This window comes from Burkholderia sp. Bmkn7, assembly GCF_041103175.1.
GTDB classification, from domain to species: Bacteria; Pseudomonadota; Gammaproteobacteria; order Burkholderiales; family Burkholderiaceae; genus Burkholderia; species Burkholderia cepacia.
Map to the genome: position 1 here is coordinate 3015170 of NZ_JBGCUH010000002.1, position 18422 is coordinate 3033591.

An 18422-nucleotide genomic window follows, 5' to 3' on the forward strand; every position below is an offset into this window, starting at 1 on the left:
TGCCGCGTCGTGCGAACGTGGCGCGACATCGCGCAACGTTCGCGCGGCACCGCTACAGCACCGCGACCACCTTCACGCGGCCCGGCTGCTCCGCCGACGCGACGACCTGGCCGTCGACGCGGCGGAACGTGAGCGACACGGTTTCCTCACCGACGCGCAACGCGTCGATCCGCAGCCAGTCGACGCCTTCCGGCAGCGCCGGACGCTCGACGCGCACCTCGTGACGCGACGCGTCGATGCTCACGCCGAGGCAGGCCTGCAGCATCATGAACGGCGCGCCCGCCGCCCATGCTTGCGGCAGGCAGGCCACCGGATACGCGGTCGGCGGTTCGCCGCGCCGGCGCGGAAACCCGCAGAACAGCTCGGGCAAGCGCATCTCGAAACTCACCGCCGCCTCGAACAGCGCGCGCAGCAGGTTCACTGCGGCCGTCTTGTCGCCGTAGCGCGCGAGGCCGCGCGCGATCAGCGCATTGTCGTGCGGCCACACCGAGCCGTTGTGATACGCCATCGGGTTGAAGCGCGGCTGGCCGGCGGCCAGCGTGCGGATGCCCCAGCCGGTCTGGAACAGCGCCGAGCCGAGCACGCCGGCAACCGCCGCGCCGCGCTCGGCGTCGGGCAGCCCGAACGCGAGCAGGTGGCCCGCGTTCGATGCGAACACGCGGCACAGGTCGCCATGACCGTCGAGCGCGATGCCGTAGAAATCGCCTTCCGGCATCCAGAACAGCGCGTCGACCTGCTCGCGCAGCGCCTTCGCGCGCAGCGCATAACGCGTGGCGTCGGCCGCGTGGCCGCGCCGGTACGAGCACATCGACATCGCATCGAGCGCCGCGCACGCATACGCCTGCACTTCGACGAGCGCGATCGGCCCATCCGGAAAGCGGCCGTCCGCATGGAAGACCGAATCGTGGCTGTCCTTCCAGCCCTGGTTCGCGAGGCCGCGCTCCGACGTGCGCTGGTAATCGAGCAATCCGTAAGGGTTGCGGTCGCACTTGTCGATCACCCATTGCGCGGCGCGCTCGAGCGCGGGCCACAGTTCGTCGATCAGCGCATCGTCGCCGGTGCGTTCGACGTACGCGCCCGCGAGCACGATGAACAGCGGCGTCGTATCGACACCGCCGTAGTACAGCGCGAACGGCACCTCGCCCGTCGCGGCCATCTCGCTGCGGCGGAACTCGTGCATGATCTTGCCGGGCTCGGCATCGCGGAACGCGGAAGTCTCGCGCGCCTGGTGCTCGGCCAGGAACCGCAGCACGCCGCGCGCGAGCGACGGCTGCAGCCAGAGCATCTGCAACGACGTGATGACCGCGTCGCGGCCGAACGGCGTCGAGAACCACGGAATGCCCGCATACGGGTACGGCCCCGTGTCGAGCTGCGTCGTGAGCAGCCCGAGATCCGCGAGCGAACGGTCGAGCCACGCATCGAACAGCGGATTGCCGGTGTTCACGCGCGCCATCGATTCGCGCCGCGCGCGCATTTCGCGGTGCACGCCGACGAGCGCGGTGCGCAGCGCGACGCGGCCGCATCCCGGCCCTTCCTCATGCACCGGGCCGAGCGTCGCGTCGACGGTCAGGTAGATCGACACGCATGCCTGCGCGGCGATCGTCAGCGTGTAATCGGCACGATCGACCGACAGCGCGTCGGGCGCCGGCGAGAAATGCACGGTCACGTTGCGCTCGACGCTGTCGAGGCCGTCGTAGCGCAGCCGCACCGCGCCCGCGTCGACGCGCGGCGCCACCACGGTGCCGCGCTTCGGGCGCTGGGTGCCGCGCACCTCGAACATGTCCTTGAAATCGGCCGCGAACGACAGCGACAGCGGCACCTCGGCCTCGCTCGAGCCGTAGTTCGTCAGCGTCAGCGCTTCGTAAAGCACGTCGCCCGCGAGCACGCGCATCCGTTCGATGTGGATCACGCCCTCGGGCGTTTCGTGGCCGCCGAGCGGCGGCAGCGGGCGGTTCGTCAGGTGGGCGGTGAACGACGCGTTGTCGGCGCTCGTCGCGCCCGACAGCAGCGACGGCGCGCGGCCGCCGAACGTCAGGCGCCACTTCGACAGCACGCGCATGTCGTCGACGAACAGGCCGTCGTCATGACCGCCGATGTCGCCGAGCGCGTCGCTGACCACGAACGCGTTGCCGGATTTCAGCACGTACTGGTTGTTGCGCGCCAGTGCCTGCGGATCGGCTTCGGGCGCGATGAAGGCGGGGCCCGACGCGTGGGTCGGGGCAGTTGGCGCAACCTGCGGCGCCTGGGTCGTCGTGGCTTCGGCGTGATTCGGCATCGATGCTCCTGTGTCGAGCGCGACGCGCGTCGCGCGCCGCGTGGTTCGCACAGGATAGGACAGAACGGGGAACGTGCGCAGCGACGAAAAGAGCGCGACGCCATGCGACGTTGCCGTCGCCGCCTGGCGTCGCTTGCAGGCACATCAAGTGCGGATCAGAATTTCCACAGGATGTTGCCGAGGATCGCGTTGTCGCGCACGCCGCTGCCGTACTGGCCGCTGTACGTGAGGCCGAGCGTCAGGCGCTTCGTGATGTTCGCGTCGATGCCGGCCTCGAGCACGGCGCTGTCGCGAGCAATCGGCACGCCCGACACCTGGAACGACGTGCCGCCGTTCGCGAACGTGAACGCCGACGACGGCCGCACGTTGCCGAACGCATGCCGCCAGCCGACCGTCCCGCGCGCGGTGAACGTGCCGCTCCCGATCGAGCCGAGTTGCGACGCCGCGCGCAAGCCGAGCGTCGAGAAGCCGACGTGGGTCGTCTCGCCGCCGGCACGCAGTGCGGCCGCGCCGCCCGTTTCCGTATAACCGTCGGTATGCAGGTTCACATACGCGAGGCCCGCGAACGGTTCGATCGCCACGGGCCCGACCGGCAGCGCGTAGCCGACTTCGCCGAACACCTGCGCCGAATTCGCGTCGTAACCGGCCGAATCGTGATCGGAGAAGCCCGCGAAGCCCGGATTGCGGTCGCTGTTGATCCGGTACCACGTGTACGACGCGCCGCCGCGCACGCCGAGCGCACCGTACTGCGCGCCGCCGTACAGCGACAGGTAGTAGCTGTTCACCGACGCCGACGAACTCTGGGCGTTGTCGAGCGAGCTGTGCGTGACGCCCGCGGCCAGGCCCGCACGCCACTTGTCGTTAAGCGCCATGTCGGCACCGGCGATGAAGCCCGTCATGCTGCGGTTGATCGTCGACGCGTTGCCGTCGCCGGTGAGCCGGCTGCGGCCGCCGAACGCCTGCCCCCAGACCACCGGTTGATAAGGCGTGCCGCCGTAGCAGCCCTCGCGCGAACCGATCCGGCGTTCCGGCGGCAGCGTCGGGTCGACCGCGCCGGCCGTGTTGTCGCCGCACAGCGCGGCACCGCCCGACGACAGCGCGGCAAGCGGGCCCGATCCGGGCGCGAGGCCCTGGCGGACGCGATCGGTCACCGCGTCGCGCACGTAGCGGCTGTCGAGCAGCAGCATGCTCTTCAGGCTCGCCTGCAGTTCGCCGTCGAGCAGCCCGTATGCGCGGCGTGCGGTCGGCACGTCGGTCGTCAGGACTGCGTCGTACAGCGGATTGCCGGCGCCGAGCCCGCCGAGCGCGGCCGCGACCGCGCGCTGGTTGGGCGTCGTCGCGACGTCGGGCAGCGACGTGCCGTTCTGGACCAGTCGCAGGTACACGTGATTCGGGTCGTAGCTGAGCGTCGGCATCAGGAACGCATAGTTCGCATTCACCTGGCTGAACGCGCCCTGCACGCCCGATGCCGCGGTCACGATCGTGTAGGTCGTGCTCGGCTGGTAGCCGCTCTGGTTCGCGAGCACCTGCACGGTGCCGCCGTTCAGCGTCGCCGTGCCGCCTGCCGCGAGGCTGCCGCTTTGCTGCGGCGACGCCGCGACCTGGAACGTCGAGCCCGGCTGGAACGTGACGTTGCCGCCCACGTTCAGCGCCGCGCCCGGCTGCGACGCGGCTGCCGTCGCGCCGCCCTGCACCACGAGGCCGCCGATCGTGCCGGTGCCCGTGACCGTCGCGCCGTTCTGCACGGTGACGGTCGACTGGCCGAGCGACCCGTTGACGGCGAGCGTGCCCGCGCTGACCGTGGTCGGCCCGCTCAGGGTGCTGGTGCCCGTCAACGTCAGTTGCCCGCTGCCGACCTGCGTCAGCGAGCCCGCGCCGGACAGCACGCTCGCAATCGTCACGTTGCCGGATTGATTGACGATCAGCGCGCCGTTGTCGACGACATTGCCGGCGATGCTGCCCGACGTGCCGCCGTTGCCGAGTTGCAGCGCACCGCCGGCCGCGATCGTGGTGCCGCCCGTGTACGTGTTCGCGCCCGTCAGCGTCTGAACACCGGTGCCGGCGATCGTCACGCCGCCCGCACCGCCGATCGTCCCGCCGAACGTGCCGTTGCCGCTGCCGTTCAACGTCAGCGCGTTCGCGCCGAGATTGATCGTCGCGCCGGTCGCACCGTTCAACGTGCCGATCGTCTGCGCGCCCGTCGCGGCGCTTACGTCGAGCGTCGCACCCGTGCCCGCGAGATTCACCGCGCCCGCCGACGCCAGGCTGCCGCCCGCGCCCAGCGCGAGCGTGCTGCCGCCGTTGATCGTCGTGCCGCCCGTGTAGGTGTTCGCGCCCGTCAGCGTTTGCGTGCCGCTACCGGCAACCGTCACGCCGCCCGTGCCGCCGATCGTCCCGCCGAACGTGTTGTTGCCGCTGCCGTTCAGCGTCAGCGCATTCGCGCCGAGGTTCACGTTCGAGCCGCCCGTGCCGGTCAGCGCACCGATCGTCTGCGCGCCCGTCGCGGCGCTTACGTCGAACGTCGCGCCCGTGCCCGCGAGATTCACCGCGCCCGCTGACGCGAGGCTGCCGCCCGCACCCAATGCCAGCGTGCTGCCGCCGTTGACCGTCGTGCCGCCGGTGTACGTATTCGCGCCCGTCAGCGTTTGCGTGCCGGCACCCGCGAACGTCACGCTGCCCGTGCCGCCGATCGTCCCGCCGAATGTCCCGCCGCTTCCGTTCAACGTCAGTGCGTTGCCGCCGAGGTTCACGTTCGTGCCGACCGCGCCGCTCAGCGCACCAAACGTCTGTGCGCCCGACGCGCCGCTCACGTCGAACGTCGCACCCGTGCCGGCGAGATTCACCGCGCTGCCCGAAGCCAGGCTGCCGCCCGCGCCGAGCGCGAGTGTGCTGCCGCCGTTGATCGTCGTGCCGCCGGTGTACGTATTCGCACCCGTCAGCGTTTGCGTGCCGGCACCCGCGAACGTCACGCTGCCCGTGCCGCCGATCGTCCCGCCGAATGTCCCGCCGCTTCCGTTCAACGTCAGTGCGTTGCCGCCGAGGTTCACGTTCGTGCCGACCGCGCCGCTCAGCGCACCAAACGTCTGTGCGCCCGACGCGCCGCTCACGTCGAACGTCGCACCCGTGCCGGCGAGATTCACCGCGCTGCCCGAAGCCAGGCTGCCGCCCGCGCCGAGCGCGAGTGTGCTGCCGCCGTTGATCGTCGTGCCGCCGGTGTACGTATTCGCACCCGTCAGCGTTTGCGTGCCGGCGCCCGCGAACGTCACGCTGCCCGTGCCGCCGATCGCGCCGCCGAACGTGTTGTTGCCGCCGCCGTTCAGCGTCAGCGTATTCGCACCGAGGTTCACGTTCGTGCCGGTACCGCCGGTCAGCACGCCGAGCGTCTGCGCGCCCGATGCGCCACCGAGGTTGAGCGTCGCGCCCGTGCCGGCGAGACTCACCGCGCTGCCCGACGCGAGGCTGCCGTTCGCGCCGAGCGCGAGTGTGCTGCCGGCGTTGATCGTCGTGCCACCCGTGTACGTATTCGCACCCGTCAGCGTTTGCGTGCCGGTGCCCGCGTACGTCACGCTGCCCGTGCCGCCGATCGTCCCGCCGAACGTGCCGCTGGCCGTGCCGCTCAGCGTCAGCCCGTTCGCGCCAAGATCCACGTTCGTATTCGCCGCGCCGTTCAACGCGCCGATCGTTTGCGAACCCGATGCGCCGCTCAGGTTGAACGTCGCGCCTGCGCCGGCAAGGTTCACGGCACCGCCCGACGCCAGGCTGCCGTTCGCGCCGAGCGCCAGCGTGCTGCCGGCGTTGATCGTCGTGCCGCCGGTGTAGGTGTTCGCGCCGGTCAGCGTCTGCGTGCCGGTGCCCGCATACGTCACGCTGCCCGTGCCGCCGATCGTCCCGCCGAACGTACCGCTGGCCGTCCCGCTCAGCGTCAGCCCGTTCGCGCCAAGATCGACGTTCGTATTTGCCGCGCCGTTCAGCGCGCCGATCGTTTGAGAGCCCGATGCGCCGCTCAGGTTGAACGTCGCGCCTGCGCCGGCAAGGTTCACGGCACCACCCGACGCCAGGCTGCCGTTCGCGCCGAGCGCCAGCGTGCTGCCGGCGTTGATCGTCGTGCCGCCCGTGTACGTATTCGCACCCGTCAGCGTCTGCGTGCCGGTGCCCGCGTACGTCACGCCGCCCGTGCCGCCGATCGTACCGCCGAACGTACCGCTGGCCGTGCCGCTCAGCGTCAGTCCGTTCGCGCCAAGATCCACGTTCGTATTTGCCGCGCCGTTCAATGCACCGATCGTTTGCGCACCCGACGCGCCGCTCAGGTTGAACGTCGCGCCTGCGCCGGCAAGGTTCACGGCACCACCCGACGCGAGGCTGCCGTTCGCGCCGAGCGCCAGCGTGCTGCCGGCGTTGATCGTCGTGCCACCCGTGTACGTATTCGCACCCGTCAGCGTTTGCGTGCCGGTGCCCGCGTACGTCACGCCGCCCGTGCCGCCGATCACGCCGCCGAAGGTGCCGCTGGCCGTACCGCTCAGCGTCAGCCCGTTCGCGCCAAGATCCACGTTCGTATTTGCCGCGCCGTTCAACGCGCCGATCGTTTGCGGGCTCGACGCGCCGCTCAGGTTGAACGTCGCGCCTGCGCCGGCAAGGTTCACGGCACCGCCCGACGCCAGGCTGCCGTTCGCGCCGAGCGCGAGTGTGCTGCCGCCGTTGATCGTCGTGCCGCCGGTGTACGTATTCGCACCCGTCAGCGTTTGCGTGCCGGCACCCGCGAACGTCACGCTGCCCGTGCCGCCGATCGTCCCGCCGAACGCGTGGTTGCCGTTGCCGCTCAACGTCAGCCCGTTCGCGCCAAGATCCACATTCGTATTCGCCGCACCGGTCAGCGCGCCGATCGTTTGCGAACCCGAAGCGCCGCTGAGGTTGAACGTCGCGCCCGCACCGGCGAGGTCCACCGTGCCGGTCGACGCGAGGCTGCCGCCCGCGCCGAGCGCCAGCGTGCTGCCGCCGTTGATCGTCGTGCCGCCCGTGTAGGTGTTCGTGCCGGACAGCGTTTGCGTGCCCGTGCCGGCCACGGTCAGGCCGCCAGTGCCGCCGATCGTGCCGCCGAAGTTGCCGCTGGCCGTCCCGCTCAGCGTCAGCCCGTTCGTGCCGAGATTCACGGCCGAGCCGGCCACGCCGCTCAGTGCACCGATCGTCTGCGCACCCGTCGCGGCGCTCAGGTCGAGCGCCGCGCCCGCGCCGGCCACGTTCACCGTGCCCGTCGCCGCGAGGCTGCCGCCGGCACCGAGCGCCAGCGTGCCGGCGTTGATCGTCGTGCCGCCCGTGTAGGTGTTCGCGGCCGTCAACGTCGTGGTCGCCGCGCCGTCCTTCACGAGACCGCCCGCGCCGGCGATGCCGCCGGTCAGCGTGAGCGCGTTGCTGCCGCCGAGCGTCAGCGTCGAACCGTTGCCAAGATTGACCGCGTTGTCGACCGACAGGTTCGTGTTCGTGTCGAGCGTCGCCGCACCGCCGACGTTCAGCGTGCCCGTGCCGAGTGCCGAGTTGTTGCCGAGCACGACGCTGCTGCCGCCGTTCAGGTTCGTGCCGCCCGAGTAGGTGCTTGCGCCGTTCAGCGTCTGCGTGCCGGTGCCGGCCAGCGTCAGGCTGCCCGTGCCGCCGATCGCGCCGCTGAACGTGCCGCTGGCCGTCCCGCCCAGCGTCAGCCCGTTGCCGCCCATGTTGACGTTCGTCCCGGCCACCCCCGACAGCCCGCCGATCGTCTGCGCGCTCGTCGCGGCGCTCAGGTCGAGCGCCGCGCCCGCGTTGGCCAGATTCACCGCGCCGGTGGCCGCCAGGCTGCCGCCCGCGCCCACCGCGAGCGTGCCGGCGTTGATCGTCGTGCCGCCGGTGTAGGTGTTCGCGCCCGTCAGTGTCGTGGTCGCCGCGCCGTTCTTCACGAGAGCGCCCGCGCCGGCGATGCCGCCGCTCAGCGTGAGCGCGTTGCTGCCGCCGAGCGTCAGCGTCGAACCGTTGCCAAGATTGACCGCGTTGTTGACCGACAGGCTCGTGTTCGTGTCGAGCGTCGCCGCGCCGCCGACGTTCAACGTGCCGGTGCCGAGCGCCGCATTGTTGCCGAGCACGACGCTGCTGCCGCCGTTCAGGTTCGTGCCGCCCGAGTAGGTGCTTGCGCCGTTCAGCGTCTGCGTGCCGGTGCCGGCCAGCGTCAGGCTGCCCGTGCCGCCGATCGCGCCGCTGAACGTGCCGCTGGCCGTCCCGCCCAGCGTCAGCCCGTTGCCGCCCATGTTGACGTTCGTCCCGGCCACTCCCGACAGCCCGCCGATCGTCTGCGCGCTCGTCGCGGCGCTCAGGTCGAGCGCTGCACCCGCGGTGGCCAGGTTCATCGCGCCGGTCGCCGCCAGGCTGCCGCCCGCACCCACCGCGAGCGTGCCGGCATTGATCGTCGTGCCGCCGGTGTAGGTGTTCGTCCCCGTCAGCGTCGTGGTCGCCGCGCCGTCCTTCACGAGGGCGCCCGCGCCGGCAATGCCGCCGCTCAGCGTGAGCGCATGGCTGCCGCCCAGTGTCAGCGTCGAACTGTTGGCGAGGTTGACGGCGTTGTTGACCGACAGGTTCGCGCTCGTATCGAGCGTCGCCGCGCCGCCGACGGTCAACGCGCCCGTGCCGAGTGCGGAGTTGTTGCCGAGCACCAGGCCGCCGGCATTCAGCGTCGTGCCGCCGGCGTAGTTGTTCGCGCCGGACAGCGTCACGGTCGCCGCGCCGTTCTTCACGAGACCGCCGCCGCCCGAGACCGTGCCGTTCAGGCCGACATCGGCGCTGCCGACGAGCGTCAGCGTCGTGCCGGTGGCGACGTTGACATTGTTCGCGAGCGATACGTTGGCGGTCGCGTCGAGCGACGACGAGCCGTTGACGTTCACCGCGCCGATGCCGAGCGCCGTATTGCTGCCGACCGCGAGGTTGCCGCCGTTCAGGTTCGTGCCGCCCGAGTACACGTTCGTGCCCGTCAGCGTCTGCGTGCCGCTGCCGGAGAGCGTGATGCCGCCCGCGCCGCCGATCGAGCCGGCATACGTCGCATTGGTGGTGCCGTTCAGCGTCAGCGAATTGCCGCCGAGGTTCACGCTGGTACCGGCCGAGCCCGCCAGCGCGCCGATCGCCTGAGCGCTCGTCGCGGCGCTCAGGTCGAGCGTCGCACCCGCGTTCGCCAGGTTCACCGCACCGGTCGCCGCCAGGCTGCCGCCCGCGCCCACCGCGAGCGTGCCGGCATTGATCGTCGTGCCGCCCGTGTAGGTGTTCGCGCCCGTCAGTGTCGTGGTCGCCGCGCCGTTCTTCACGAGACCGCCGTTGCCGCTGATGGTGCCGGCCAGCCCGAGATTGTTGCTGCCGCCGACCGTCAGCGTGCTGCTGTTGGCGAGATTGACGTTGTTGCCGAGCGTCGTGTTCGCACTCGAGTCGAGCGAGGCCGCGGCGTTGACGTTCAGCGCACCGCTGCCGAGCGCCCCGTTGTTGCCGACGACGATCCCGCCGCCGTTCAGGTTCGTGCCGCCCGTATAGCTGTTCGCGCCGTTCAACGTCAGCGTGCCGCCGTCGTTCTTCGTCAGCGCGCCGCCGCCCGTCACCGCGCCCGACAGCGTGAGCCCGGTCGCGCCCTGCACCGTCAGCCCGCCCGCGCCGAGCGTCACGGTATTGGCGACGTTGAGCCCCGCGGCACCCGCCTGCAGCGCGCCGCCGTTGGCCGTGACGTTACCGGTGCCGAGCGACGCGTTGTCCCCGATGATCGCGACGCCGCCCGCCAGCGTCGTGTCCTGCGCGGTCGACGCGCCGTTGATCGTCCAGTTGCCGCTCTGGACGTCGACGTGATTGAAGTTGACGTAATTGTTGACCGCGATCGTGCCGTTCGCGCTGGTGCCCTGCTGCAGGTTGAGCGTGTTGTTGCCGCCCGCGCCGCCGTCGACCGTTCCCGTCGCCGCCACGTTGATCGTGTTCGGGCCGATCGTGATGTTGAACCCGCCGCCGGTGCCGCCCGCCGTGTTGACCGACGAACCCGTCACGGCATTGAACGTGTTGGTGCTGTTCGCGCCCATCGACACGCCGCCGTTGATCGTGCCCGAGTTGGTAAACGTATTGCCCTGGCCGGGCGTGCCGTTCGAGCCGAGCGACACGCGGCCGTTGATCGTCCCGCTGTTCGTCATGTTGACCGTGGCGCCGCCGTACGCAGCCACCACGGGCGCGTCCGCGCCGACGAGGGTCGCGCCGACCAGCGGGTTCGAGCCGATCGTGCCGGTGTTGTTGATCGTCGACGTACCGCCCGTGCCGTTCTGGACCGACAGCGCCATGCCCGTCACGCCGCTGATCGCCACGCCGGTCGAGCCGTTCATCGTGCCGTTGTTGACGACCGTGGTGTTCGCGCTCGCGGACGCATTGCCGACCACTGCCCCGCTCGACAGCACGCCGAGGCCCGAGCCGAGTGCGGATGGATCGATCGTGCCGTTGTTGGTCAGCCTGACGCCGTTGCCGGTCAGCGACATCGCGGTGCCGCCGACGCCGAGCAGAACGCCCACGCTCGCGCCGGGATTGACGGTGGCCTGGACGTTGTTCGCGCTGTTCGCATAGCTCGGCGCAAGCGGGTTGGCGACCCCGGAGCAGGTCACCGTCGTGCCCGCCGTGCTGCAGGTCGCCTGGGCGGGCACGATACCGGCGCCGGACAACGCCAGGAAAACGCCCGTCGGCAACAGCAATCTCGGAAACGGTTCGCCGGCTTTTTTCGAACGCGCAAGATTCATGCTTTCCCTCGTTATTGGAATTGGTATTACCGTGAAATCGAACGGCCGGCAGCAGAAAATCGCGGACAAAAGCATCCACGCCGCCTGTCGCGATGCGACGTCGGTTAATTCATGGACGTATCTTTAATTGGCCCGGGAAGGCAGGCGTGAAACTAGTCGAATGACATGTCGATGGCCCCTGTTTTTCTGCAGCGATTTTCTGGTTGATTTGATCACCGCCCTGCTTTTGTCAGACAAGGCTATATCAAAAAAACAGGCTTTTCCAGTCGATCTTTTCCCCATTTGATCGAGGTCCGGCGGGCATGCATTTTTTACTTATCGGGACGCGTCAGACAGGTAAATCGGCATTCCTTTTTTGTCAATTTCCCGGATATTTATTTACAGCAGCGAAAATGACGCATCCGTGAAAACACGGATATCCACGCGATTATCACGGCCGAATTTTTTTGCAACGCAATATCCACATGCGCGGGAAGTATCGACACTCGATAATCCACCCGCCCTAATTCGTCAGACGAAACATCCGGGATGTCCAGGGTTAGTCGATGTTCGTCACGCGTCGACCGGAAAACCCGCACCGCGTGACGAAAACAGCCGTATCAGATAAAGCATCGGCCGGAACGAGACGGGCCGCGCATCGGGGTTGACCCACAACCGCACCGCATACACCGCGTAGGCCGGCACTTCGCGCCAGCTCGAATAGATGTCGCGCAACTGGAAACGGGCCGGGTACGCGGCGGAGATGTTCGCCCGCGCGATGCCGACGCGCTCGAACGCGAGCCGCGCCCGCGCGAGGTGGTAGAACTGGCTGACGATCAGCACGCGCGACACGCGGTGCGCCTGCAGGTAAGCGAGCGTGTGCTGCGCCGTCGCGAGCGTGTTGTTGCCCTGGTCGTCCACCGCGATCCGGTCGGCCGGCACGCCGCGCGCCACCAGATAGTCGCGCATCGCGGTCGCCTCGTTCAGCCCGGGGCCGTCGATCGCGCCGCTGACCAGGAACGCCGGGCACTGCCCCGTGCGGTAGCAGCGCACGCCGACATCGAGCCTGGCGGCGAGTACGGGCTTCGGCGCGCCGGTCGCGTCGAGCGCATTGCCGAAGATCACGGCAACGTCGGCCGGCTCGCTCGGCATCCGCAGCCCGTGCGCGACGAGCGCAACGGCTGCGACGATCCACAGGCAGGCAACGATGGCCAGCAGGCGGCCCGTTCGGGCGAAGAAGCCCCGTTTGGTACGGTTTTCCAAGGTTTTCGGTCTCTCAGGTCGTCGGACTCGTCGGGCTCGCCGGGCATTTCGGCGTGCCCGGCCCCGCGCGGGCGCGTAACGCTAGCACGGTGCGCGTTCGGATGTCCACGCGGCGGACCGATGCCGGACGATGGCCGGCCTTCCGGCAAGTCGACCGGAGCAGCGTGCCCGGCGAAGCGGGCAGGCAACTGGAAAGGGAAAGTCTCCGGAAATTTACGGAGATCGAAGAAACGTGAATGACCGTGCCGCGATGCACGGCCCAGCCCGAATCAGTCGACCGGGCACATCGCGAGCCGCCCCATCGCCTCGCCGGCGCCGCGCACCGCGCAGGTGGCCGGCTCGTCGGCGATCCGGGCGACGAGGCCCGTCTCGTCGTACAGCAGGCGCTCGAGATCCGCGAGCAGCGCGCCGCCGCCCGTCAGCACCACGCCGCGATTCGCGATATCGGTCACGAGCTCGGCCGGCGCGTTCTCCAGCACCGACTTCACCGCGCCGATCACCTGCTTGAGCGGCGCGACCAGCGCGTCCGCCACGTCGTGGTTGGACAGCTCGATCGAGCGCGGCAGGCCGTCGCCGACGCTGCGCCCGACCGCGCGCGTCGACCTGCGCGGCACCGCGCTGGTGGCCGAGCCGATCGACTGCTTCACGTGCTCGGCCGTCTGCTCGCCGAGCAGCACGCCATACAGGTTGCGGACATGATTGACGATCGCCGCGTCGAACTGGTTGCCGCCGACGCGGATCGCCTCGCGGTAGACGATGCCGCCGAGCGCGATCACCGCGACTTCCGTCGTCCCGCCGCCGATGTCGACGACCATCGAGCCGACCGGCTCGGTCACCGGCAGGCCCGCGCCGAGCCCGGCCGCCAGCGATTCCTCGATCAGTTCGACCTCCGATACGCCCGCCGCGAACGCGGCCTCGCGAAGCGCGCGGCGCTCGACGGCCGTCGCATCGGACGGCACGCACAGCGTGACCTCGACGCGGCGGCCGAAACGCGACCGCGTGCGCGACATGTCGATGAAGCTGCGGATCATCTGCTCGGCCGCGTGCGCGTCGGCGATCACGCCGTGCCGCATCGGCCGCACGGCTTCGAGATGCCCGGGTTCGCGGCCGAGCAGCGCCTTCGCGAGCTCGCCGACGGCCTCGAGCGTCGGCCGTGCGTCGGTCGCGCCGGCCTTGCGGAAGCAGACGACCGACGGCTGGTTCAGCACCACGCCGCGTTCGTGCGTATAAATCCGCGTACTTGCCGTTCCAGGGTCGATCGCAACGGGTTGCGCAAACAACTTTCCGAACAGCGGTGTCGACATATCAAACCCTTGTAATCGAACGGACGCGGGGCAGCCGCGCCGCATTTCCGTGGCGCGGCCATGCCGCTCCATCACGGACTTAGCGGCAAATCGTTCCGATACTTTAGGCAATTCCAATGATTTTTTCGCGACGCAATTGTCAAATGTGCCGTTCCGGACACATCCGGCTACGCCACAGCCTCTCGCATTGCGTCTGTAAAACACGGTAATCTCTCGGTCTTGCCTGCTCCCGGCAGGCCTCAGACGCCCGATCACGCCAGGTATTTCCTCCATGACAGCGACCGTTTCCTTCCGCTGGGCGCGGGTGCGCCCGCTTTGCACGACGCTCGTCGCCTTCTGGTGCTGCACGGTCGCCGCGCAACCGCTGCCGGCCCCCGAATCCGCCGCCGCCCAGGCCACCGCCGCCAGCGCGCCGGCTGCCACGCCCGCCGCATCCGGGCACACCTGCGACGCCGACGGCGGCCCGGCCGGCCGCCCGTCGATCGGCCTCGTGCTGTCCGGCGGCGGCGCGCGCGGTTACGCACACCTCGGGGTCCTGAAGGTGCTGGAGGACAACCGCATCCCGATCGACTGCATCGCGGGCACCAGCATGGGTGCCGTGGTCGGCGGGCTGTATGCGAGCGGCATGGCCGCCGGCGAGATGCAGAAGCGGCTCTCGGAGGTCAACCTCGCGGACATCGCGTTCGACGTGACGGACCGCGCGGACCTGCCGCAAACCAGCCGGGAGGACGAACGCCTGTACATCAACGGGCTGACGCTCGGTTTCGGCAAGAAAGGCGTGAAGGCGCCGGTCGGCCTCGTGCAGGGCAACCGGCTGCAGGCGCTGCTCGCGAACTGGACGGCCGCCGTGCCGACCAACCAGCCGTTCGATCGCCTGCCGATCCCGTACCGCGCGGTCGCGACCGACCTGCAGACGGGCCAGATGGTGGTGCTCGACCACGGCTCGCTGCCGCTCGCGATCCGCGCGAGCATGGCCATGCCGGGCCTGTTCGCGCCGGCCGAGATCAACGGGCGCGCGCTGGTGGACGGCGGGCTCGTCAGCAACCTGCCCGTCGACACCGCGCGGCAGATGGGCGCGAACGTCGTGATCGCGGTCGACATCGGCTCGCAACTGCGCCCGCTCGACGCGCTCGCGTCGCCCGCCGACGTGATGCAGCAGATGGTCGGCATCCTGATCCGCCAGAACGTGACCGCTCAGCGAAAGCAGCTCGACGCGCAGGACGTGCTGCTCACGCCGGACCTCGGCTCGCTCGCGTTCACCGATTTCCAGAACGCGAAGCAGGCGATCGCCGCCGGCGCGGCCGCCGCGACCGCGGCGCTGCCGAGGCTGCAGCGCTTCGCGCTCACGCCGGAACAATATGCGGCGTACCGCTCCGCGCACGCGCAACCGCTGCCGCCGCCGATCCGGATCACGCGCATCGAGATCAAGACCTCCGGCGGCGTGCCGAAGCGGGTCGTCAGCAACGCGCTGCACGTGAAGCCCGGCGACACGTACGATCCGAACACCGTCAGCCAGGATCTGCTCGGCCTCACGACGGGCGGCAACTTCGAGAGCGTCACGCAGCAGATCGTGAGCCGCGGTGACGAGAACGTGCTCGAAATCGACGCCCGCGAGAAATACTGGGGGCCGAATTTCCTGCTGTTCGGGCTCGGCATGTCGAGCAGCTCGACCGACGAGGGCGGCTTCCGCCTGCATGTCGGCTACCGGCGCCCGTGGCTGACCGAATCAGGGCTCGAATTCCGCGCGGACACGACGATCGGCAGCGACCTGCAATCGGCGCGCGTCGAATTCCGCCAGCCGCTGTCGATGGCGTACGGCGTCTATCTGTCGCCCTACGCCGAATACCAGCGCCGCTACGCGAACCTGTACGACGACTCCGGCGACGTGAAGATCACGCAGTACCTGATGCAGACCGCGCGCGCCGGGCTCGATTTCGGCCTGCCGATCGCGCGGCTCGGCGATTTCCGGATCGGCGTCGGGTACGTGACCGGGCACGGCTCCCCGACCTACAACGTGCCGTTCGACGACGGCAGCGGCCAGACGCTGCTGTGGCCGAGCTTCACGTCGCAGGCGCTGATCGCGCGCGCGCGGCTCGTCATCGACCAGCTCGACGATCCGCTGTTCCCGCGCAAGGGTTATTTCACCGAGTTCCGCGTCGAGCGCTCGCTGGTGTCGCGCAACGGGGGCTCGGCAAGCGAATTCGACGACAGCATCAACAACGCGCCCTACACCGAGATCTACGGCAAGGCGATGGTGGCGCAGCAGTTCGGCAGCCACAGCGTCAGCGCGACGATCGAAGGCGGCAAGAGCATCGGCGGCACCAACCTGATCAATGCGTTCAACTTCACGCTCGGCGGCTTCCAGCATCTGTCCGCGTATGCGGCCGACCAGCTGAACGGCAACGAACTCGCGTATGCGCAGGTGACCTACATGAACCAGCTGATGACGTTCAACGCATCGCCGATCAAGGCGCTGTCGGTGGGCGCCAGCGCGGAAGTCGGCAACGTCTGGTCGAGCGGGCAGCAGATCGGCGGCGGCGCGCTCAAGCAAAGCTATACGTTCTTCACGAGCCTGTCGACCGCGTTCGGGCCGGTCTATCTCGGCGTGGCGCTCGCGCCGGGCGGCCGCCGCAACTTCTACCTGCAGCTCGGCCGCACGTACTGAGCGTGCGCGGGTGCCGCTTCGGCGGCATCCGCCACGCCTTCGCGCGACACGCCCGGATCAGAACGCCGCGGCCATCGCGACCGCCCGGGCCTGTGCCTGTTCGATGCTGTCGCTCGCCCGCGCCCCCCACGTGTGTTCGACGGTCAGGCTCCTGACCTCGCTCACGCCGATGAACTTCAACCAGAATTCGATGTAGTCGGCCTGATGCCGGAACCCGGGATTGTCGGCACCCGCGCCCGTCTCACGGCTCTGTCCGCGAACATGGATGACCAGCGCGCGCGGAATCTCCAGCAGCGGACCGTAGGCCTTGCCGTCGAACGTGAACAGCATGTTCCGCTGGCTGACGAGATCGATCAGCTGCTTGAGCTTGTACGGATAGCCGAAATTCCACATCGGCACGCCCACGACGATCCGGTCCGCTTCCTGAAAGCGCTTCACGAGCGCCTGGATGCGCCGCCAGACCGACTGTTCCGCGTCGTCCATCGGCGCGTTGGCGACGCCTTTGTACTTCGCGCCGATCGCGTCGCTGCCGAAGTCCGGCAAGTCTTCTTCCCAGACATTCAGCGTATCGACGTCGATCGATGCGCCCGTTTCCCGGAACGCATCGACAAAGGCATTGGCGACCGCGATCGACGCCGACCTCGCGCCGCGGGGAGAAGACACGATATTCAAAAGCCGCATGACGTATGACCCTGACAGGAATGCATGAACAACGGAGCGGCCATCGTGGCTGCCCCGGCTTCACGGCTGCGTCGCGGGCCGCCCGCCTCCATTGACACGGATCGGCCCGCCCACACAGTTGCAATTGCAATCGTAATGCAAAGCGCGCACGTGCGGCAAACGAATCGTCATGCGGTGGCGGTGCGGGCAGACATCGGGACGGGAAAGGAACGGCGGGACAAGCCGGCGACGCGCTCGAATCCGGCGCGCGCGGCTGTCGTGGGGTCGTGCGGGGTTGCTGTCGAGTCCCGGGGCCCGGGATTCGTGTTGCGGATCGTCAGACCGGCCAGCTGATCTCGAAGCGTGCGCCGCCGAGTTCCATCGGGTCGACGACCGCGATCCGGCCGTTGTGCGCGTGAAGCACCTGCCGCGTGATCGACAGGCCGAGGCCATAACCGCCGGTGCGGCGGTCGAGACGCACGAACGCGTCGAAGATCCGCTCGCGCTCGCTCTCCGGCACGCCGGGGCCGTCGTCCTCGACGAAGATCCCGATGTTGCCGTGCACGAGCGAGATCCCGACGACGATCCGCGACCTCGCGTACTTGCTCGCGTTGCGCAGCAGGTTGCGCATCGCGTACGACATCAGCCGCCGGTCCATCTTCACCCGCAGGTCCGACGCGATCGCGATACGCGACTCGATCGCGCGTTCCGGATACAGCAGCTGCGCATCGTTGACCTGGTGTTCGAACCACGCGACGGGGGCCGTCATCTCGAGATTCGACTGCAGCGAACTGTATTCGAGCCGCGCGAACGTCAGGCTCATGTCGATCAGTTCCTCGAGCTCGGTCACGTCCTGCGCGATGCTCTCGAGCGCGCTCTGGTATTCGGCCGCGGAACTTGGCTCGCGCAGCATTTCGAGCGCGAAACGCACACGTGCGAGCGGCGTGCGCAGCTCGTGCGAGATGCCGTTCGTGAGGTCGCGCTGCGCGGCGATCAGGCGCTCCATCCGCATCGCGAGCGCATTCAGCGTCCGTGCGAGCGGGCCGATGATCACGCTGTGCGATTCGCGCGCGCGTGTGTTGAAGCGGCCGCCCGTGAAGTCGATCGCGCGCTCGCGCACCATCACGAGATCCGACCACACCGGCCGCATCCACCGGTACGCCGCGAGCGCGGGTGCGGCGAACACGAACGCGAGCACGATCCAGATGTCGCCGGGCAGCGAATCGAACGCATGCCACACGACCTGCGGCGACAATTCGACACACAGCGCGAGCGCCGGCACGAGCGCGGTCAGCAGCACGAGGCCGAGCAGATGCAGGTAGGTGCGCACGTAAAGGCGCGACCAGCTCGGAATGCGGTCGGCGCGCGTATCGGTCCACGCGCGGCGGAAATGCAGCCAGCGCCATTTGACGTAGCGCAGCGTCGGCAGCGGCGGTGCATCGGGGTGCGAACGGGTTCGTCGGATCATCTCGGCTCCCGGCCGGCAGGGGGAATGCCCGCGCGGAACGTGACGG

The 18422-nt window shown here is 69.2% G+C and carries 7 protein-coding genes; 1 reads left to right on the forward strand and 6 read right to left on the reverse strand.

The annotated features are described in order from the left end of the window. Positions 1–52: 52 nt before the first annotated feature. The 4 genes from AB3K92_RS19460 to AB3K92_RS19475 form a co-directional block, all read right to left on the reverse strand. The gene (locus AB3K92_RS19460) at positions 53–2275 is read right to left on the reverse strand and encodes an amylo-alpha-1,6-glucosidase (RefSeq protein WP_021158801.1); all 2223 of its coding nucleotides are present in this window, start codon (positions 2273–2275) and stop codon (positions 53–55) included. Positions 2276–2430: 155 nt separating this feature from the next. After that, positions 2431–11037, reverse strand: a complete 8607-nt coding sequence (locus AB3K92_RS19465) for an autotransporter-associated beta strand repeat-containing protein (RefSeq protein ID WP_369465634.1) — start codon at positions 11035–11037, stop codon at positions 2431–2433. Positions 11038–11589: 552 nt separating this feature from the next. Further along, a complete protein-coding gene (locus tag AB3K92_RS19470; protein WP_369465635.1) occupies positions 11590–12279 on the reverse strand; it encodes a YdcF family protein in 690 nt (229 codons plus the stop codon). 269 nt (positions 12280–12548) lie between these two features. Then, on the reverse strand, positions 12549–13583 hold the full coding sequence (locus AB3K92_RS19475; protein ID WP_027789592.1) for a rod shape-determining protein: 1035 nt from the start codon (positions 13581–13583) through the stop codon (positions 12549–12551). 271 nt (positions 13584–13854) lie between these two features. Between AB3K92_RS19475 and AB3K92_RS19480 the strand changes: the two genes are divergently transcribed. Next, positions 13855–16248, forward strand: coding sequence for a patatin-like phospholipase family protein (locus AB3K92_RS19480; RefSeq protein WP_059484033.1), 2394 nt, complete (start codon positions 13855–13857; stop codon positions 16246–16248). Positions 16249–16305: 57 nt separating this feature from the next. Here AB3K92_RS19480 and AB3K92_RS19485 read toward each other — a convergent pair whose 3' ends face one another. Further along, positions 16306–16929: an FMN-dependent NADH-azoreductase gene (locus tag AB3K92_RS19485; protein ID WP_021162770.1), complete on the reverse strand. Its 624-nt coding sequence runs from the start codon at positions 16927–16929 to the stop codon at positions 16306–16308. 316 nt (positions 16930–17245) lie between these two features. Beyond that, positions 17246–18376, reverse strand: coding sequence for an ATP-binding protein (locus tag AB3K92_RS19490; RefSeq protein WP_021162771.1), 1131 nt, complete (start codon positions 18374–18376; stop codon positions 17246–17248). Positions 18377–18422: the final 46 nt, after the last annotated feature.

What these genes read in the sequence shown, in the direction of transcription:
- AB3K92_RS19460 (WP_021158801.1), bottom strand. Translation starts at nt 2,275, where the DNA reads ATGCCGAATCACGCCGAAGCCACGACGACCCAGGCGCCGCAGGTTGCG.
- AB3K92_RS19465 (WP_369465634.1), bottom strand. Translation starts at nt 11,037, where the DNA reads ATGAATCTTGCGCGTTCGAAAAAAGCCGGCGAACCGTTTCCGAGATTG.
- AB3K92_RS19475 (WP_027789592.1), bottom strand. Translation starts at nt 13,583, where the DNA reads ATGTCGACACCGCTGTTCGGAAAGTTGTTTGCGCAACCCGTTGCGATC.
- AB3K92_RS19480 (WP_059484033.1), top strand. Translation starts at nt 13,855, where the DNA reads ATGACAGCGACCGTTTCCTTCCGCTGGGCGCGGGTGCGCCCGCTTTGC.
- AB3K92_RS19485 (WP_021162770.1), bottom strand. Translation starts at nt 16,929, where the DNA reads ATGCGGCTTTTGAATATCGTGTCTTCTCCCCGCGGCGCGAGGTCGGCG.
- AB3K92_RS19490 (WP_021162771.1), bottom strand. Translation starts at nt 18,376, where the DNA reads ATGATCCGACGAACCCGTTCGCACCCCGATGCACCGCCGCTGCCGACG.